General features: G+C 29.1%; 19 protein-coding genes. 10 read left to right on the top strand and 9 right to left on the bottom strand.

Translation table 11 applies throughout. From position 1 onward, the window contains the following. Nucleotides 1-54 precede the first annotated feature (54 nt). The 5 genes from ftcD to JFY71_RS01525 all read right to left on the bottom strand — a co-directional run bounded on the left by ftcD (nt 55) and on the right by JFY71_RS01525 (nt 5711). Nucleotides 55-954 (bottom strand): glutamate formimidoyltransferase, encoded by a 900-nt coding sequence (gene ftcD, locus JFY71_RS01545; protein ID WP_243661297.1) that lies wholly within the window; start codon nt 952-954, stop codon nt 55-57. Nucleotides 955-966: 12 nt separating this feature from the next. After that, the gene (locus JFY71_RS01540) at nt 967-2016 is read right to left on the bottom strand and encodes a DNA polymerase IV (RefSeq protein WP_243661296.1); all 1050 of its coding nucleotides are present in this window, start codon (nt 2014-2016) and stop codon (nt 967-969) included. Between the two features lie 426 nt (nt 2017-2442). Beyond that, on the bottom strand, nt 2443-3324 hold the full coding sequence (locus JFY71_RS01535; protein ID WP_243661295.1) for a YitT family protein: 882 nt from the start codon (nt 3322-3324) through the stop codon (nt 2443-2445). 219 nt (nt 3325-3543) lie between these two features. Beyond that, on the bottom strand, nt 3544-4554 hold the full coding sequence (gap, locus tag JFY71_RS01530; protein ID WP_243661294.1) for a type I glyceraldehyde-3-phosphate dehydrogenase: 1011 nt from the start codon (nt 4552-4554) through the stop codon (nt 3544-3546). Nucleotides 4555-4793: 239 nt separating this feature from the next. Continuing rightward, on the bottom strand, nt 4794-5711 hold the full coding sequence (locus JFY71_RS01525) for a diacylglycerol/lipid kinase family protein (protein WP_243661293.1): 918 nt from the start codon (nt 5709-5711) through the stop codon (nt 4794-4796). A gap of 115 nt (nt 5712-5826) precedes the next feature. Here JFY71_RS01525 and JFY71_RS01520 point away from each other — a divergent pair, with 115 nt between their 5' ends. Genes JFY71_RS01520 through JFY71_RS01510 form a run of 3 tightly spaced genes read left to right on the top strand, consistent with a single transcriptional unit; the run spans nt 5827 to nt 9853 of the window. Then, entirely contained in the window at nt 5827-6261 is a 435-nt protein-coding gene (locus JFY71_RS01520; protein ID WP_243661292.1) for a MarR family winged helix-turn-helix transcriptional regulator, read from the top strand. A 9-nt stretch (nt 6262-6270) separates the two neighbouring features. Further along, on the top strand, nt 6271-8007 hold the full coding sequence (locus tag JFY71_RS01515) for an ABC transporter ATP-binding protein (protein WP_243661291.1): 1737 nt from the start codon (nt 6271-6273) through the stop codon (nt 8005-8007). Then, nucleotides 7997-9853 carry an ABC transporter ATP-binding protein gene (locus JFY71_RS01510; RefSeq protein WP_243661290.1) on the top strand — a complete coding sequence of 619 codons (1857 nt, stop codon included), beginning with the start codon at nt 7997-7999 and terminating at the stop codon, nt 9851-9853. The genes JFY71_RS01515 and JFY71_RS01510 overlap by 11 nt, the downstream gene beginning before the upstream one ends. A gap of 84 nt (nt 9854-9937) precedes the next feature. Here the strand turns inward: JFY71_RS01510 and JFY71_RS01505 are convergent, their stop codons facing one another. Then, entirely contained in the window at nt 9938-10267 is a 330-nt protein-coding gene (locus JFY71_RS01505) for a helix-turn-helix domain-containing protein (RefSeq protein WP_243661289.1), read from the bottom strand. A 201-nt stretch (nt 10268-10468) separates the two neighbouring features. Here JFY71_RS01505 and JFY71_RS01500 point away from each other — a divergent pair, with 201 nt between their 5' ends. Next, nucleotides 10469-11143, top strand: a complete 675-nt coding sequence (locus JFY71_RS01500; RefSeq protein WP_243661288.1) for an FAD-dependent oxidoreductase — start codon at nt 10469-10471, stop codon at nt 11141-11143. A gap of 200 nt (nt 11144-11343) precedes the next feature. Here the strand turns inward: JFY71_RS01500 and JFY71_RS01495 are convergent, their stop codons facing one another. Genes JFY71_RS01495 through JFY71_RS01485 form a run of 3 tightly spaced genes read right to left on the bottom strand, consistent with a single transcriptional unit; the run spans nt 11344 to nt 13485 of the window. Next, entirely contained in the window at nt 11344-12261 is a 918-nt protein-coding gene (locus JFY71_RS01495; RefSeq protein WP_243661287.1) for a SufB/SufD family protein, read from the bottom strand. A gap of 1 nt (nt 12262) precedes the next feature. Then, nucleotides 12263-12991, bottom strand: coding sequence for an ABC transporter ATP-binding protein (locus tag JFY71_RS01490; protein WP_243661286.1), 729 nt, complete (start codon nt 12989-12991; stop codon nt 12263-12265). Then, complete coding sequence (locus JFY71_RS01485) at nt 12991-13485, bottom strand: MarR family transcriptional regulator (RefSeq protein ID WP_243661285.1); 495 nt, start codon at nt 13483-13485, stop codon at nt 12991-12993. Before JFY71_RS01485 ends, JFY71_RS01490 begins: the two co-directional genes overlap by 1 nt. A 156-nt stretch (nt 13486-13641) precedes the next feature. Between JFY71_RS01485 and JFY71_RS01480 the strand changes: the two genes are divergently transcribed. The 6 genes from JFY71_RS01480 (at nt 13642) to JFY71_RS01455 (ending at nt 18673) form a co-directional block, all read left to right on the top strand. Then, nucleotides 13642-14328 (top strand): response regulator transcription factor, encoded by a 687-nt coding sequence (locus JFY71_RS01480; RefSeq protein ID WP_243661284.1) that lies wholly within the window; start codon nt 13642-13644, stop codon nt 14326-14328. Beyond that, nucleotides 14318-15724: a sensor histidine kinase gene (locus JFY71_RS01475; protein WP_243661283.1), complete on the top strand. Its 1407-nt coding sequence runs from the start codon at nt 14318-14320 to the stop codon at nt 15722-15724. Before JFY71_RS01480 ends, JFY71_RS01475 begins: the two co-directional genes overlap by 11 nt. A 63-nt stretch (nt 15725-15787) precedes the next feature. Continuing rightward, a complete protein-coding gene (locus tag JFY71_RS01470; protein ID WP_243661282.1) occupies nt 15788-16606 on the top strand; it encodes a DUF2680 domain-containing protein in 819 nt (272 codons plus the stop codon). Between the two features lie 152 nt (nt 16607-16758). Then, nucleotides 16759-17124: a GntR family transcriptional regulator gene (locus JFY71_RS01465; RefSeq protein WP_243661281.1), complete on the top strand. Its 366-nt coding sequence runs from the start codon at nt 16759-16761 to the stop codon at nt 17122-17124. Next, nucleotides 17124-17981 (top strand): ATP-binding cassette domain-containing protein, encoded by an 858-nt coding sequence (locus tag JFY71_RS01460; RefSeq protein WP_243661280.1) that lies wholly within the window; start codon nt 17124-17126, stop codon nt 17979-17981. Before JFY71_RS01465 ends, JFY71_RS01460 begins: the two co-directional genes overlap by 1 nt. 11 nt (nt 17982-17992) lie before the next feature. Beyond that, nucleotides 17993-18673, top strand: coding sequence for a hypothetical protein (locus tag JFY71_RS01455; RefSeq protein WP_243661279.1), 681 nt, complete (start codon nt 17993-17995; stop codon nt 18671-18673).

Here is an 18673-nt window from a genome sequence, read left to right as displayed (position 1 = left end):
AGGAAAATTTATCTGCTCTTTTGTATTAAAAAAATATTTTATAATTCCTTAAATCTAATCAAATAAATAATTTTCTAAAACTTGAGTATTATAGTCGAAATTATTCATTTGTAAATAATAAATAGCTGAATCAACCAATGCTTTTCCGGGAGTAAGTCCTATGATTTCACTTTCTAAAATAGTAACACCATATTTTTTAGCTTCAAGTTTTATAATTTCAAAAATTCTATAAAGTGGGAGTTTATTATAGTCCATCATATTTATAGAAACCTGTACTATATTTTTATCTTCTAATAAAAGACCAATTGCCTTACAATTTTTAAAGCCACCACTTGAACCTCTTATTATTCTTGCAATATTGTTTGCTATTTCCAAGTTATTGGTATTTAAATTAACATTAAAGGCAATCATAGGACTTCTTGCACCTATTGCTGTTATACCAGCAGTAGGGTGTATTTTGTTTTCTCCAAAATCAGGAGTCCACTTCTCTTCTAATAATTTTTTACTCATACCTTCAAATTCGCCTTTTCTAATATTGGCTAAATTAATTCTATTTTCTTTTTTTGCAGAATTTGCATATAGCATTACAGGTATTTCCAATTCATTATAAATTCTTTCTCCAATTTTTTCAGATAGTTTAACTGTTTCTTCCATAGTAATATTTTTAATTGGCACTAAGGCTATAACATCTGTTGAACCCATTCTTGGATGCTTACCAAAATGTTTAGTCATATCTATATTATCTCTTGCTATTTTAGAAAGTTTAACAAGAACTTCCTCAACACCTTCAGGTGACCCTATTAATGTAAATACAGACCTATTGTGGTTTTCATCTGAAGAATGGTCAACAAGAGTAACTCCAGCAGTGGATTTAGCAACATCAATTAATTTCTTAATTGTTGTTATATTTTTTCCTTCACTAAAATTAGGTATACATTGAACTATTTTTGACATTTATTATCCTTTCTACATAAAGCTTAATTGAATTATATTATCTTTTTGTAAATTTGCCATGGCAACACCTAGGAGCCTAATAGGCTTTTCCAGTTTTATATTGTCCAGTAGATAACAAGCCTTATGATAAATTTCTTCAAAGTCATTTCTAGGATTTTCCAAAGTAATGCTACGGGTAATAACCTTAAAGTCATTAAATTTTATTTTTATTGAAATGGTCTTTCCAATTATTTTCCTTGATTTCAACTCCTTGGATAAATCCATTGAAAATTCAAGGATTTTATTTTTAATATCATCTTTATTGTATATATCCTCTGAAAAAGTTCTTTCAATTCCTATGCTCTTTCTTTTTCTAGTAGTTTCAACTTGACGGTTGTCAACTCCTCTAATTCTGTCATAAACAACCAGTCCAAGTTTCCCAAAATGATACTCTAACATTTCCTTATTTATTTGCATTAAATCCTTTACCTTATAGATTCCCATTTTATGAAATTTTTCTTCGGATTTTTTACCAATTCCGGCAATTTTTCCAATAGGTAGGTTTAAAAGAATACCGGGTACCATGTCCTTTGTTATTATTTTTACTCCTTGAGGCTTATTCCAGTCCGAAGCCATTTTAGCAAGGGATTTATTATAGCTTATACCAATGGAAACAGTAAGGCCTGTACTTTTAAAAACATCTCTTTGAATCTTTTTTGCTAGTATAGTAGGATTTAAATTAATATGAGAAATATCCAGACAAGCTTCATCAATAGACATTTTTTCAATTCGATTAGAGTACCTGTAAAGAACTTCAAAGACTTTTTTACTCATTTCCTCATATTTATCATGTCTTGTAGGAACAATAATAACATGGGGGCAAAGCTTTTTTGCTTTAAAAATAGGCATAGCAGAATGAAGGCCATACTTTCTAGCCTCATAATTTGCAGTTGTAATAATCCCCCTTTGACTTCTTCCACCTACAACCATTGGCTTTCCCTTAAGAGAAGGGTTGTCAAGTTCTTCAACGGAAGCAAAAAAGGCATCTAAATCTATATGTAAAAAATTCAAATCATCATTCATACTATTCACCTAGTTTAATTATATCAATAAAGACAAAAAATATAAACATATGTTCTAAAAACAAAAAATAAAATGAAATTATATAAGATGTAGAATTAAAAACATTATGAATATTACAAAAAAGTAATTAAGAATCGATTAATTGATAATAATTATCAAATAGTCTTGACCTACTATTATATTGATTATATTATAGAGGTAAGAAATACCTAAAAAGTAAAATTAAGTTACATAAAGTAGATTATTTAATTTAAATATTCTATAAACCTTCACTTATAAGGACCTTTTAGGAGGAAAAAAATGAATTATAAAAATTATATTAAAAGACAATTTCAAACATTAATTCTTATAATATTAGTAATTGCTCTTGCTTGTATTTATTCTTTAATTAAAAAATAAAATAATTAGGTAAATTATTAATACTACCTAATTATTTTTTAATTTTAATAGATTATTTTCTTTTATTAAATGTGATTTCCATCTATTTCCAAGTACTTCCTTAGTATCAAAAACTAAACAGAAGGCATTAGGGTCAATTTTATAGATGGCATTTTTTACATCTATAATTGTTTTTTCAGGAAAAGTACATAGTAAAACTTCTTTTTTGTCACCGGTATAGGCGCCTCTTCCATCTAAAATAGTAACTCCTAAATATAAGGGTACAGTTAGTTCATAAATTAATTTATCTGTTTTATTTGAAATAACAAGGCAGGTTTTTGCCGGTTGTCCACCTGATTGAGTAACATCTACCATTTTCCCAATAATAAACAATGAAATTAAGGAGTATAATCCTGAGGACAAATCAAAGAAATAAAAAGCTCCTAATAGTATAAATCCATCTACTAATAATACCGAAGTACTTAAGGGAATTCTTAAATAATCATGAATAATCTGTTCAGGAATAGCAGTTCCACCAGTTGAGCTACCGCCTTTAAAAGTTAAACCAATTCCTAGGCCTGTAATAATTCCACCGAAAATAGACGCTAAAATTGTGTCACCTTCAAATGGTGGTATATTTATTATCATTCTTACAAATATAGGAAGTAAAAATGAACAAAAAATAGTATTAAGGGTATATTTTTTTCCTAAAAAAATTAAACTTAAAATAATAAGTGGGAAGTTGGAAACAAACAGCGTTTTGTCAGGAGAAATATTAAAAACATGATAGAGAATAACACTTATTCCATTCATCCCACCAGAAACGATCTCATGGGGAATAAAGAACATATTAATGCCTAAAGCTATTAAAAAAGTTCCTATTATCATATAAATTATATTAAAAATTTCGTTTTTATTAAAAAACTTCATCTTACACCTTCATTAATAAATTATGTAAATAAACTAGGGAAAAATGTTTCTATATTACAAGTAAATTGTATCATAATTATCAATAAAAAGATATAAATAAAAAACTTAGTTAAAGTATAGTTTATCATAATAAAGTGGTATGTAAATAATAGTAATAAAAAAACTGCCATTAGGCAGTTTTTAAATACTAATACTTAACAATAAATTAAATATTTAGATTTATAAATTCATGAATTTTTCTAACAATCTTACCATTTGACAAGTAAATCCGTATTCATTGTCATACCATGAAACAGTTTTTACTAGTTGATAATCTCCAGATGAAGTTACTTCTGTTTGAGTAGGGTCAAAAACAGAACCATAAGTGGTACCAATAATATCAGTAGAAACTATTTCTCTTTCTTCGTAACCAAAAGAAGGATTATCAATAGTATGTTTCTTCACTGCTTCATTTACTTCCTCAACAGTTACCTTCTTCTTTAATATAGTTACAAGTTCAGTTAAAGAGCCATCTACTACAGGTACTCTTTGAGCATGACCTTGTAATTTTCCATTTAGTTCAGGAATAACTAAACCAATTGCCTTAGCTGCTCCTGTTGAATGTGGAATAATATTATCTGCTGCAGAACGTGCTGCTCTTAAATTTCCACCTCTTACAGGTCCGTCTAAAACCATTTGAGTGGAAGTATAAGCATGAACAGTAGTCATAGTACCAACTTCAATACCAAACTCCTCATTTAAAGCATATGCCATAGGTGCTAGGCAGTTTGTAGTACAGGATCCGGCTGAAATTATTTTATCATCACCATTTAAAATATCGTCATTTACATTGTAAACTATGGTTTTCATTTGTCCTGCCGGAGCAGAAATTACAACTTTTTTAACACCAGCATCTATATGAGCTTGTGCTTTTTCTTCAGAAGTATAAAAACCAGTACATTCTAAAACAATATCCACACCATTTTCCTTAACCCAAGGAATTTTACTTGCATCTGGTTCTGCGTAAACAACTGTTTCTTTACCATCAACTATTATAGAGTTTTCAGTTGCTGTAACTTCTCCAGGATATTTTCCGTGAGTTGAATCAAATTGTAGTAAATGTGCTAATAATTTAGGACTTGTTAAGTCATTAATAGCTACAACTTCGATATCGTTTGAAACTTCTCTAATTCTACGAAATGCTAACCTTCCTATTCTTCCAAAACCATTTATTCCAACTTTTATTGTCATAATAAACCTCCTTAGTTTTATTCTCAATATTAAGGATACCCTTTATGTATAAAAAATATTCAAAATAATAAGGAAATTTTTTAAATTCTACATTTATAACCATTTCTTATACCATTATGATAGGCTTAAGTTCAAATAAGATTTTTAATATATTAATAACAACCTTACTAAAAATAGGTTATATAAATAGATAAAAATTTCACTCTTCTATTTATATAACCTATTTTAATTAATTATTTTTACTTGACTATAACTTTTATTTTTTCATCTAGCAGAATAAATTCTGCCCAATTACTTTTTCCAACTTGTTCTCCATCTGTATGGCAATGAAGGTCTTTAGATGTTTCAATTTTAAAATATTTTCCCTTTGAAATATAAACATCCTTATTTGTAACATGCTTTCCTGAATATGCTCGTAGTATTAAAAAAGCCAACTTAAATTTATTTGTAGTATTTATCATACAAAAATCAAAAATATCGTCATATCCTTTTGCATCGGGACAGAACTTTACAGCTTTTCCTTCATAGGGAGTGTTCATAATTACGCAAAAAAAAGGGGAATTGAAAATACTTGTTTTTTCTTCTTCTATAACTGTAAAAGGAACTGGCTTAAATTCAAAAATTACCTTTAAAGCACTAAAAATATATACTAATTTACTAATAGGAGTATTCTTAAAAATTTTTCGGAATTTTGAGTTATTTACCGTATAGGTTATTTGTGCATCAAATCCTATTCCTGAAGAAACAATAAACTTTCTTTCAGAGTAACTATTTTTAATTTTTCCTATATTGTAATTAAGTATTTTTTTAGGGGATAAAATTATTTCTAAATAATTTTGCAAACTAGTTTTATAACCGTATGACCTAACAAAATCATTACCGGAACCAATGGGAATAATTCCTAAAGTAATTAAATGGAAATTTTTTAATCCATTAATTACTTCATTTATAGTACCATCTCCACCAATTATTCCAATAGTCATTGGCGTAGTTAAACCTTTGGAAATTTCATCAGCGATAAAATCTGCTCTTTTTTCCCTTGTTGTTAAAGCAAAATCATATTCTATTTTTCTATTATCCAATATTTTTTTTAATTCTACCCAAGTTTTTTCGCCTAGTCCTGAACTAGCATGGGGATTAATTATAAAATAAATCATATATCCAACTCCATTACTTCATTAATTATAACCTATTTGAAATAAAAGATATATATTGACAAAAAAAAGAAAAATCATATAATATGTTAGGGAGCTAACTAGAGAAGGTGAAATTATGAATCAAATATATTGTGGTAAAAAAATTAATATATTATCCAAAAAAATAAAATGGGGATTTGACCAAATGGCTGAAAAGTACGGTGTAACAGGAGGACAAGCTAGAATTCTGCATTTTATTGTTAAAAATGGTAAAAATTATGAAGTTTATCAAAAAGAAGTGGAGGAAGAATTTAATCTAAGACGTTCAACTGTAACGGGAATACTTCAATTAATAGAAGAAAAAGATCTTATTACTAGAACTATTTCTGAAAAAGATGGACGGGTTAAAAAGATTAAATTAACAAAAAAGGGTATAGAATTACAAAAGAAAATATCTGTTGAAATTAATAATTACGAAAAAATTTTAATAGATGGAATTAAAAAAGAAGATTTAGAGGTACTTTCAAAAGTACTAGATAAAATAATGAACAATATAGAATTAAATTTTTAGGAGGTGTGTATGTTAAAAAATATTTTAAAATCCGTAAGGGAATATAAAAGGGACAGTTTTTTAGCACCATTATTCGTTTCCTTTGAGGTTATTTTGGAAGTTTTAATGCCTTTTATGATGGCATGGATAATTGACAAGGGACTTGCTAAACAAGATATGGCCTATATAACAAAAATAGGAATAATTCTCATAATAATGGCAATATTATCCTTGATTTCAGGAGTTTTAGCAGGAAGATTTGCTGCAAGTTCATCTGCAGGATTTGCAAAGAACTTAAGACTTGATATATTTAAAAAAATTCAAACTTTTTCCTTCCAAAATATTGATGAATTTTCTACGTCAGGCTTAATTACAAGACTAACAACAGATGTCACTAATATACAAAATGCATATCAAATGTTAGTTAGAACAGTAGTTAGGTCACCATTAATGCTAATATTTGCCTTGGTTATGGCCTTAAGGATCAATTTTGATGTGGCTATGATATTTTTGATTATTATTCCATTTTTAGGAATAATATTATTTTTAATAATATTAAAAGCTCATCCGATTTTTGAAAAAGTTTTTGATGAATATGATAATTTAAACAAAGTAGTACAGGAGAATGTTTCCGGAATAAGAGTTGTAAAATCATTTGTAAGAGAAGATGAAGAAATAAAAAAATTCGACAAAATGTCACTTTTAATATTTAATTTGTTTAAAAAGGCTGAAAAAATAGTTATTTTCAACAATCCGGTTATTCAGTTTTCAATATTTACAGCAATAATTTTCATCTCATGGATTGGCTCAACACAAATTATTTCTGAAACTATGACAACAGGTCAACTTATGAGTTTAATAACATATGCTTGGCAAATATTAAATAGTTTAGTAATGTTTTCAATGTTATTTGTAATGATAATTATTGCAAGAACATCCATGGAAAGAATATCGGAAGTTTTAAATACAAATCCAAATCTAGTTAATGGAGAAAACCCAATAGAACAAGTAGAAAACGGTGAAATAATATTTGAAAATGTTGGATTTAGTTATGTTGACGATAAAGATAAACTGGCTTTAAGGGATATTAATTTTAAAATAGAATCTGGAGAAACAGTAGGAATAATTGGTGGAACAGGAACTGGTAAATCCACATTAGTTCAGCTAATTCCAAGATTATATGACGTAACCTTAGGAGAGGTGAAAATAGCCGGTAAAAATGTTAAGGATTATGACCTAACTGTTCTAAGGGATTCTGTAGCTATGGTACTCCAAAAAAATGTATTATTTTCCGGAACTATAAAAGAAAATTTAAAATGGGGAAATAAAAATGCCACAGATGATGAAATAATCCATGCTTGTAAATTAGCTCAGGCCCATGATTTTATTATGAGTTTAGCAAATGGCTATAATACAGTATTAGACCAAGGAGGTACAAATCTTTCAGGTGGACAAAGGCAAAGAGTTTGTATAGCAAGAGCCTTGTTGAAAAATCCGAAAATATTAATTCTCGATGATTCAACTTCAGCTGTTGATACAAAAACCGATGCTTCGATTAGAAAGGCCTTTAGAGAAGAAATTCCTAATGTTACTAAAATAATAATAGCCCAAAGAATTCATTCTATTGAAGATTCCGACAAAATAATTATATTGGATCGTGGACAAATAGTAGCAATTGGCTCACCGGAAGAATTGATGAAAACAAATAAAATTTATCAAGAAATATATAATTCACAACAGAAAGGAGGATTATTTGATGAACAATAATAGAGGGAAAACAATGAAAAGATTATTAAAATATGTATTTGGAACATATAAGATACAATCTGTAGTTGTTGCAATAACAATATTTATTAGTTCAATTTCCTACTTAGTAGGACCTTTATTTGTTATGTATCTTATAGATAACGTAATAACACCTTTAATTGGAAGTCAAAATCCTGACCTTTCACATTTAATAAGAACAATTATTTTAATGGGAACCTTGTATTATACAGGGGTAATAGCAAACTATATCTACAATAGACTAATGGTAAATATAGGGCAAGGTGTTTTAAAAAGAATTAGAGATGACCTTTTTAAACATATGCAAACTCTACCGATAGATTTCTTCGATAAAAATAGCCATGGGGACTTAATGTCACTTTATACAAATGACGTTGATGCTTTAAGACAGATGATTACCCAAAGTATACCGGATACCTTGTCATCCTTAATAACAATAGTAACGGTGTTTATAGCAATGGTTATAATAAACATACCACTTTCAATATTGGCAGTATTTATGGTAATAATAATGATGTTTGCTGCAAAAGCAATTACATCAAGAAGTGGAAAATATTTTGTTAGACAACAATCAGATATTGCAAATGTAAATGGTTTTATAGAAGAAATGATTAATGGTCAAAAGGTTATAAAGGTTTTTAACCATGAAAATAGCACAGTAGAGGACTTTGAAAAATTAAATGACAGACTTTGCCATAGTGCAACAAATGCAAATAGATTTGCAAATATAATGATGCCGGTAGTAAACAATATTGGTTTTATACAATATGTTTTAACTGCATTTGTCGGTTCCATTTTAATAGTAACGGGTTTTAGTGCAATAACCGTTGGAACAATAGCATCATTTTTACAGTTAACAAGAAGTTTTGCAATGCCTTTTGGAAGAATATCAAACCAAGCTAATTTTATAATAATGGCATTAGCAGGAGCGGAAAGAATTTTCAATGTAATAGACATAGAACCGGAAATTGATGAAGGTAATGTTACATTGGTCAACGCTGAAATTAAAGATGGCGATTGTACAGAAGCTGATTGTAGAACTAGAGCATGGGCTTGGAAAGTTCCTGTAGAAGATGGATTTAAATATGTAGAACTAAAAGGCGATGTGCGTTTTAAAGATGTAACCTTTAGTTATGATGGTAAAAAGACAATACTTCATGACATAAATCTTTATGCCAAACCGGGACAAAAAATTGCCTTTGTAGGTTCAACAGGAGCAGGAAAAACTACAATAACAAATTTAATAAACAGATTTTATGACATCCAAAAAGGACAAATCCTCTATGATGGAATTGATATTAAAAATATAAAGAAAGATGACTTAAGACGTTCATTAGGCATGGTATTACAAGATACAAATCTTTTTACAGGAACAATAATGGAAAATATTCGTTATGGTAGATTAGATGCAACAGACGACGAAGTTCGTATGGCAGCAAAACTGGCCAATGCAGATTTCTTTATTAATCTATTACCTGACGGTTATAACACCATGCTTACAGATAATGGAGAAGGATTGTCACAAGGACAAAGACAACTACTATCAATAGCAAGAGCGGCAGTAGCTGACCCACCGGTACTAATACTCGATGAAGCAACATCCAGTATAGACACCAGAACAGAGGCAATAGTTCAAAAGGGAATGGACAGCCTTATGATAGGTAGAACTGTATTTGTAATAGCCCACAGACTTTCAACAATTAGAAATTCCAATGCAATAATGGTACTTGAACATGGAAAAATAATTGAAAGAGGAGACCATGAGGACTTAATAAAAGAACATGGAACATATTATCAATTATATACAGGAGCCTTGGAATTGGATTAATAAGGGAATTTAAAAAGGATATAGATAAGCTAAATGGTTTGTCAATATCCTTTTTGTAATTATGGTTTTTATTATATTGGTAAATTAAGCAAACTTAACCTGGCTAGTAATAAATAAAAGTACAAGTAAAAGTACAAAAGCTATTATAATAAGCTTATTCCATTTTTTCCATTTTTTTCCATCCTTAACATTTTCGTCAATGTTTTTAACCATTTCAATATCCTCCTTTATAAGTTCGTCTAAGGAAAGACTTAAATAATCGCTTAATTGTATTAACATTTCAATATCAGGATAAGTCCTTTCATTTACCCAACTGGAAATAGTCTTATCGGAAACATTTAAGTTCTCTGCTAATGTTTTTTGCGTAAGTCCTAATTCCTTTCGTTTATTCATTATATTTTTTCCAATTGTCATATTATCTCTCCTTATAAACATCATATACTTCTGTATTACAAAAACCTACCTATGATTTGTAGAATGGCTAAAAACAAAGGAAGTCTATAAATAATAGAGTTGGTTTTAGAATATATTATATAATAAAAACATAGCTTTATACTAATTAGTAAAATAAATTGTGATATAATTACTATTAAAATCATAAGCAAGGGGGAAATTATGAAAAGAATTAAAGCTGAAATTATTTCAATAGAAAATACAAATGAGGATTATTATTCAATAAAATTAAAACCTTTAGATGAATTTAGCTGGAAAGCCGGACAGTTTGTTATTGTAAAAATGCCGGAAAGTAAAATAAATGGAAAAGATAAAAGAACCTTATCCATAGCTTCGGCACCGGAAGAAGGTTTTATTATGTTAGGAACAAGAACAGGGGAAAATATTAGTAACTTTAAAAGGGAATTACTATCAAAGAAACCGGGAGATATAATAACAATTGAAGGACCTATGGGAATGTTTGTTAAAAAGGAAGAAATGTGTCCAATGGTTTTAGTAGCCGGTGGAATTGGTATAACTCCTGTTAGAGGATTGTTAAAATCTTTAGAAGATGAAATAGGCAATATGATGGAATTGGTGTATTCTTCAAAAAATTATTACATGTACTTAGATGACCTTAAAGAAATTTCCGAAAAAAATAATAGACTTATTCTACATACAACAGAAAATAGAGTAGAAACAAGTAAAGAAATAGATAGAATAATAGAAAAGTATGGAAATGAACCTTATTATTATATTTCCGGAACAATGGGTATGGTTCAAAGTATAAAAGATAAGCTTAAAGAAAATAATATAGAAAAAACTAGAGTAATAGCCGATACGATGATTGGATATTGATGACCTAACCCAATTTGTGAAACAAATTGTAGGTAGGTCAGATGCAGCGAAGTCCAAATCTATGATTTGGCAAACGTAGCCTGCTAATGACGAAAACAATTAACCAATATATGAGATGTATATTATATCTATTTTGATATTTAAAACCCCAAAATCCTTGTTTGGATTTTGGGGTTCAGTTCAATTCTTTTTATTTTCTATTATCTTAAGAAACCATTTACTATTTCTTGTTCAGCTTCTTCTTCTGTCATTCCAAGAGTTAATAATTTATTTATTTGTGCACCGGCTATTTTACCTATAGCAGCTTCATGAATAAGGGAAGCATCAACGTGGTTTGCAGTAACGTCAGGAACAGCTTTAACCATAGCATTGTCCATTATTATAGCATCACATTCAGAATGTCCTGTACATGCGTTATTTCCATTAATAACAGAATAGAAATACTGTTTTGAATTATCTTTCGCTACAGAACGGGAAGAAAGTGCTACACTTGAATTTTCACCGTTTAAATCGACTGTAAAATCGGTAGTAGCTGATTGGGTACCGCTGGTCATTATTATTTCTTTTATTGTTAAGGAAGCGTCATCTGCAATAGTAGCTTCTGTAACCCTTTTAGTAGAATTAACTCCTTCTATTTGAACAGATTCCATTTCTAAGTTACTTCCCTCATCTAGGTGAATAATAGTTACGGGGTTTAGAACATTTTCACCACTGCCACCGCCTTCACCATAGTGTTTTTCAACATATTTAACTTTAGAATTCTTGCCTACATGAAAAGTATGAATTCCGTCATGTTGTGTTAAATGGGTACCGTCATTGTGAATACCGCAACCTGCAACAATTTGTATATCACAGTTGTCACCAATATAGAAATCGTTGTAAACCATGTCAACTAGTCCACTATTGTCAATAACAACAGGAATATGGGCAAATTCATTTTTTGTTCCGGGTTTTACATAAATATTAATTCCCTTTCCATCTTCTCTGCTTTCTATTTGAATATTTTTAGTACTGGCTCTGCCTTCGCTTTTTCCGTTTACTCTTATATTATATGCACCAGTAGGTTCACCAGACATATCTGCAACAGTATTTAACATATGCTCTCTAACTTCGTTCATATTAAACCTCCTTTACATATAATTCACAAATATCTTGTGTGCTTAATAGGCTAGGTAAAATTTCATCTTTTCTACCTTCAGCAGTAATTGTTCCATTTGCAAGAACAACAACCTTGTCAGCAATATCAAGAATTCTTTCTTGATGGGAAATAATCATAATAGAGCCTTTAGTAGTTTCTTTTAACTTTTTAAAAACTTCTATTAAATTATTAAAGCTCCACAAATCTATTCCTGCTTCCGGCTCATCAAAAATTGAAAGTTTAACCTGTCTTGCCATTAGCATAGCAATTTCAATTCTTTTCATTTCTCCACCAGAAAGACTATCATTTAATTCTCGGTTTACATAATTAATGGCACATAAGCCTACTTGAGATAAATAATCACAAGCTTCATGGGTACTTAGGTTTTTACCGGAAGCAAATCTTAAAAGATCCCTTACGGTTAAACCTTTAAATCTAACAGGTTGTTGAAAAGCAAAGCCAACACCTGTATTTGCTCTATCAGTTATATTTAAATTGGTTATATCTTTACCATCAAGAAAAATTTGTCCTGTAGTAGGTTTTTCTAAACCCATAATAATTTTAGCTAAGGTGGATTTTCCACTACCATTTGGACCTGTTATAACAACAAAACTGTCAGTATCTACAGTTAGATTAACATTTTTTAATATTTCCTTAATAGAACCATCTTCATTAGTGGCATTATAACCAATGTTTTTTAGTTCTAACATTAAATTACCTCCTTTAGTAATTCATTATCAAAATAACATTTACCAGAATCGAAATTACATTTCGTAACAGGTAAATCAGATATTCTATCTAAAAACTCTGTAATTATAGAAATTTCTTCCGGTGTTAAACTGGAAAGATAATTACAAATTTCCTTATTGGCATTTTTATGGTATTGGATATAACCTGAAACTACCTTATAACCTAAATCCGTTAATTTATAATATTTTTCCTTCTTATTTCCTTCTTTTAAATATCTTGAAACAATACCTTTTTCTTCTAACTTGTTTCCGTATTGTGTAACAGCGCCTCTAGTTATATTTAACTTTTTTGATAACTCCATTGCATTTGATTCAGGATTATTATATATTGCATTTATGAAGTTAATCTCAGATTGGTATAATAGTTGCCCTGAACCATAATCCCTTGGTGATTTTTCATCATTTAAATAAGAATCTAAATTATTAAAATATTTACTTATAACTTCACACAACATAAATATTCCTCCCTAATAAAAGAGTATAGTCTTTTTTTACCAATAAGTCAATATTGTTTAGTCACTAAACAAAAACAAATAAATAACAAATAAAACATTTAAAAGACATAGAAAACAGGTATAAGTAATATAGTAGAGTTTTTAGAGGAGATTGTAATGAAAATTTTAATTTCAGATGATAATAAAAAAATAAATGAAAATCTAGCAAGTTATTTAGAAAAAGCCGGCTTTGAAACTATATCCGCCTATGATGGAGAGGAAACCTTAAAGGTATTTGAAGAAGAAAATCCGGACTTAATATTACTGGATATAATGATGCCAAAAAAAGATGGGTTTGAAGTTTGTAGAGAAATTCGAAAAACCTCCATGGTGCCAGTAATAATGGTAACGGCAAGAGGAGAGGACTTTGAAAGAATAATGGGCTTAGAAATAGGAGCCGATGACTATATAGTAAAGCCTTTTTCCCTAGAGGAAATACTTGCCAGAATAAAAGCCATAATTAGAAGAATTTCCTTTGAAGAAGATAAAAGTCAAATATTGGAATATGATAATCTGTATATGGATTTAGACTCCTATATAGTAAAATTAAATGGAGAAGTTATTCCCTTAACAAAAAAGGAAACGGAAATTCTTTGGACATTAGCAAGTAATAAAAACAAGGTATTTAGTAGGAATAATCTTTTAGACTCCCTTTGGGGCTATGATTATTATGGCGATACTAGAACTATAGACAGTCATATTAAAAGGCTAAGAGCAAAGCTAAATAAGTATGACCATCCTAGTTGGGATATTGAAACTATAAGAGGAGTAGGGTACAAATTTGAAGAAAAAAATGAAAAATAATGTATCAGCAAAAAGACTTAGTTTATATTTTGGTATAGTACTGCTTATATTTTCATTAATAATTGGATTTATTTTCTTTGGAATATATAAAAATCAAACAATAGAATTACAGGAAAACTTATTAATAGAAAGAGCGGAAACCATAGCTGAAAATATTAGCACCCTAGACTTAGGGAAAGGTCAAATGGGTGGCTATGGTATGTATTTAAAGTCTATAAATTCAATTGCCGGTGCAGATGCTTGGGTAGTAGATGAAAACTTAAATGTAATAACATCCCACTCCCAAATGCATAATAATACCCATTCCCACGAAAATGCTAACGGTACAGGAAGAATGAATAGAAGGAATACAGAAAACAATGAAGAAGATAACCTAGTAGAAGAAAATATATATGACACAGAAATAAACTTACCGGAAAATGCAGAAAAAATAATTAAAGAAGCCTTATCAGGTAAAGTAGAAGTAAGTGAGGTCTTTTCAGATATTTTAGGGGAGCAAACAATTACCGTTGGTGTTCCTATATTAGCAAATAATAGTGACAACAACCAGGTCGTACTTCTTCACTCACCGGTAACAGGAATAGAGGACGCAGTAAAACAAGGGACAAAAGCATTGCTTATATCACTAGGAATTGGACTTTTAATAGCAATACTCCTATCCATATATCTATCAAAGGTTTTTACAGGACCAATTCTTTTAAAAGAAGCAGAGGATATTATAAAATTAGAAAATGATAGGAAAAATTTCTTGGCACAAATTGCTCATGAATTAAAAACTCCAATAACTGTAATGAAAAGCACCTTGGAAAATTTCAATATAAAGGAAAATCCAACAGTAGAGGAATTACAAGAATATAATTCTCAAGTGCTGGGAGAAGTAAACTCCCTACAAAGGCTAGTAGGAGATTTACTTGACTTAACAAAATTAGAATCACCGGATTTTTCAATAGAAATATCGGAAATATATTTAACGGATTTAATTGACGATATTATAAGAAGTAGTAGAAAATTAGCACTGGGAAAAAACATAAAAATAATTCAAGAAAATATTCCTAACATAGTAATTAATGGAGACTATGGAAGATTAAGACAAATGTTTTTAATAATAATAGACAATGCAATAAAATTTTCCAAAGAAAACTCCCAAATAGAAATAAAAGGTGAAAAAAATAAAATCTTAATTTGTGACAATGGAGTAGGAATAAAAGAGAAGGATTTAAAGCTTGTTTTTAATAGATTTTATAAGGATAATTCCGAGAAAAATATAAAAGGAACAGGCTTAGGACTGTCAATTGCAAAGGAAATAGCAGAAAAACATTCAAGTCAATTAACAGTAGAGTCCCAATATAAAAAAGGAACTTGTTTTATATTTAATTACGAAAAAATATTAAAATGACACATAAATGACATTATGTCTTTATATAATGTATTTAAACAAAGACATAAGGGGGAATAAAAAATGAAGAAAATAAGTAAAAAATTAATATTAATGCTGGCTTTAGTATTGGTATTAGGAGTTGGAACAACATCGTTAGCAGTAGAAAACAATAGGGTTTCCCATCCGGACATTCTTTCAAATATTACTAATAAACCATTAGAAGAAATAATAGAAATAAGAACTACTACCGGAAAAACCTATGGACAAATAGCAGAAGAATTTGGTGTTCTAGAAGAATACAAAGAAGAAATGTTTACAATAAAAAAGAACTTTATTAATGAAAGAGTAGATAACGGCTATTTAGACAGAGAAGAAGCTGACAGAATAATAACTAACATGGAAAAAAATAAAGATCTTTGCGATGGTGAAAATCTAGGTTATAGAAAATTATGTGGAAACTACGGCTTAGGTATTGGCATGTTAAATAAAAAAGGTAGAGGTAATGGTTTAGGAACTGGACAAAGATTACAAGACGGTACAGGAAGAATTGAAAATAACAACCCTGGAAGAAACCAAACTAATCCTACAAACAATACAAGAGAACAAAAACAAAACACAGAAAATTCAAATGTTCAAGACAATAGACAAAATGCAAATGTTAATGCTCAAAATGCAAATGTAACTACTGGTAACAATGCTAACCAAAACAATGCACCACAAGGTAATGTAAATAGAAATAATCCACAACAAAACAATAATCAAAACCCTACACCAAGAAATAACAGCCAAAACAACAACTATGGACATCATGGTAACAGTGGTGGAGGCAGTGGACAAAGGTTACAAGATGGTTCTTGTGGAAATGTTCCAAGCGGACAAGGTGGAAATTGTAGAAGATAAGTTAATAAAAATATTTACAAATCTCTCATATAAAAATATGGGAGATTTTTTATTGTCCAAAATAATAATTTAAAACTATTGACATAGAAAACAAATTCATGTATTATTTACTTAGTTACTCAACTAACTAACCAATTAAGGGGGGTGGTTATATGGATATGACTTCTGACAGACCTATATTTTTACAAATAGTGGACATGGTAGAAAATGAAATAATATCGGGAAATTTAAAAACAGAAGATCAAGCACCATCAACAAATGAATTCTCAAAAATGTACAATATTAACCCTGCAACAGCAAGAAAGGGTTTAACAATACTGGTTGATGAAGGAGTATTGTATAAAAAAAGGGGTTTAGGAATGTTTGTAACAGAAAAAGCAAGGGAAATAATAATAGAAAAAAGACAAAGGGAATTTTTAGACAATTTAGTACCTGAATTAATAAGAGAGGCAAAAAGGTTAGACATAGATAAAGACAAATTAATTGAATTAATAAAACAAATGGAGGTTGAAAACTAATGTTAGAAATAGTAGATTACAGCAAAAAATACGGACAAAAAGAGGTTCTTAAAAATATAAATTTAAAAATGGAAGACAGTAAAGTATATGGACTAATAGGAAATAATGGAGTGGGAAAAACAACCTTACTACAGTCAATATCCAATTTTAAAATAGGCTATACAGGTGAAATTAAATTTAATAATCAGACTGTATTGGAAAATCAGTCAGTTGTTGAAGACATAGTTTATATTTCAGAAGATATGTTTGGAGAGGCCTTTTATACAGAATATAAAATTAAAAAACTTTTTAAAATCCTTTCAACCTTATATAAAAACTGGGACCAGGAATTTAATACTTATCTTGTAGAAAAATTTAATATAAATTTAAAATCTAAATACAAAAAACTTTCAAAAGGTGAAAAGAACCTGGTAAATTTAGTAATTGGCTTAACAACAAGAGGGAAAATTACAATATTTGATGAGCCAACATCAGGATTGGATGCAAAAACAAGGTATGCCTTCTACCAGGTCTTAATGGAGGACTTAGAACTTAATCCAAGAATAGTAATAATTTCCACCCATATAATAGATGAGGCGGCAAATTATTTTGAAGATGTAATATTTTTAGCCGATAAAAGTGTAAAAATATTTGATTCAGTAGAAAATATTAACAAAAATGCAAAATCATTTATGGGTTCACCGGAGAAGTTAGTAATTTTAAAAGATAAGAATATAATAGATGTTGAAAAATTTGGTGGCATGGAAAAATATTATATCTATGACAACTTTACAAAAGAAGAATTAGAGAAAATAGAAGAAAGTAATATAACAATTGAAAATATAACATTACAGAATTTAATTGTTCACACTAACTAAGGAGTATTGAAATGGAAAGTTTATTAAAAAGACAAACAAAGGAATATTTTAAATATTTGTTGATTATTTCAATAATAGCAGTAATAACAACTGTAGTATTTAGCTCAATAATGTTTTTTATTGGAGATATAAAAATAGGGTTAAATAAAGAAGTTATAAAAATAGCAATTGGAGGGTCACTTCCACTGTTAAAAATTTATATTTTATTTATAACCGTTGGACTGGCAATAGAATATGTAGTATCGGTAAAATTACATTTAATAACAGGTTATAGTAGAAAAAGTATATTTAATGTCAATATAGTTATGATACTAATAATGCTGTTAATTGGCTGTTTAATAATAGCGACCATATCCTCCTTTGGTTTTAAATTTGACGATGGAAATCTTATATATCATAGTATGGATTTAAATATATTTTTTAATAGCTTTGTAGAAATTTTTTTACAATTGTTGTTTTTAACCTTAACTGCAAGTTTTATTGCTATTTCCTTTAAGAAAAATATAGTATTAGGATTTATAGTATTAATATTTGGCTTACTACCATTAAAATTTGTAGGTTTAATTGATATTGATACAGCAGTAGAAAATATGTTATCAGGAAGAGATGTATTGCTTAAAGAACATATTTTTTACCTAGTCTTTTCCCTTGTATCATTAATAGGATATAAAGAAGTTTTAAGGAGATTTTAA

The sequence above is a fragment of the Miniphocaeibacter halophilus genome (assembly GCF_016458825.1).
GTDB lineage: Bacteria > Bacillota > Clostridia > Tissierellales > Peptoniphilaceae > Miniphocaeibacter > Miniphocaeibacter halophilus.
This window is presented reverse-complemented; position numbering and strand designations above follow the sequence as displayed.

Excerpts from the sequence above, each read along its gene's own strand:
- gap (WP_243661294.1), bottom strand. The coding sequence starts at position 4,554 with ATGACAATAAAAGTTGGAATAAATGGTTTTGGAAGAATAGGAAGGTTA.
- JFY71_RS01540 (WP_243661296.1), bottom strand. The coding sequence starts at position 2,016 with ATGAATGATGATTTGAATTTTTTACATATAGATTTAGATGCCTTTTTT.
- JFY71_RS01485 (WP_243661285.1), bottom strand. The coding sequence starts at position 13,485 with ATGTTGTGTGAAGTTATAAGTAAATATTTTAATAATTTAGATTCTTAT.
- JFY71_RS01535 (WP_243661295.1), bottom strand. The coding sequence starts at position 3,324 with ATGAAGTTTTTTAATAAAAACGAAATTTTTAATATAATTTATATGATA.
- ftcD (WP_243661297.1), bottom strand. The coding sequence starts at position 954 with ATGTCAAAAATAGTTCAATGTATACCTAATTTTAGTGAAGGAAAAAAT.
- JFY71_RS01480 (WP_243661284.1), top strand. The coding sequence starts at position 13,642 with ATGAAAATTTTAATTTCAGATGATAATAAAAAAATAAATGAAAATCTA.
- JFY71_RS01510 (WP_243661290.1), top strand. The coding sequence starts at position 7,997 with ATGAACAATAATAGAGGGAAAACAATGAAAAGATTATTAAAATATGTA.
- JFY71_RS01465 (WP_243661281.1), top strand. The coding sequence starts at position 16,759 with ATGGATATGACTTCTGACAGACCTATATTTTTACAAATAGTGGACATG.
- JFY71_RS01475 (WP_243661283.1), top strand. The coding sequence starts at position 14,318 with ATGAAAAATAATGTATCAGCAAAAAGACTTAGTTTATATTTTGGTATA.
- JFY71_RS01505 (WP_243661289.1), bottom strand. The coding sequence starts at position 10,267 with ATGACAATTGGAAAAAATATAATGAATAAACGAAAGGAATTAGGACTT.
- JFY71_RS01490 (WP_243661286.1), bottom strand. The coding sequence starts at position 12,991 with ATGTTAGAACTAAAAAACATTGGTTATAATGCCACTAATGAAGATGGT.
- JFY71_RS01460 (WP_243661280.1), top strand. The coding sequence starts at position 17,124 with ATGTTAGAAATAGTAGATTACAGCAAAAAATACGGACAAAAAGAGGTT.
- JFY71_RS01520 (WP_243661292.1), top strand. The coding sequence starts at position 5,827 with ATGAATCAAATATATTGTGGTAAAAAAATTAATATATTATCCAAAAAA.
- JFY71_RS01470 (WP_243661282.1), top strand. The coding sequence starts at position 15,788 with ATGAAGAAAATAAGTAAAAAATTAATATTAATGCTGGCTTTAGTATTG.
- JFY71_RS01500 (WP_243661288.1), top strand. The coding sequence starts at position 10,469 with ATGAAAAGAATTAAAGCTGAAATTATTTCAATAGAAAATACAAATGAG.
- JFY71_RS01495 (WP_243661287.1), bottom strand. The coding sequence starts at position 12,261 with ATGAACGAAGTTAGAGAGCATATGTTAAATACTGTTGCAGATATGTCT.
- JFY71_RS01525 (WP_243661293.1), bottom strand. The coding sequence starts at position 5,711 with ATGATTTATTTTATAATTAATCCCCATGCTAGTTCAGGACTAGGCGAA.
- JFY71_RS01455 (WP_243661279.1), top strand. The coding sequence starts at position 17,993 with ATGGAAAGTTTATTAAAAAGACAAACAAAGGAATATTTTAAATATTTG.
- JFY71_RS01515 (WP_243661291.1), top strand. The coding sequence starts at position 6,271 with ATGTTAAAAAATATTTTAAAATCCGTAAGGGAATATAAAAGGGACAGT.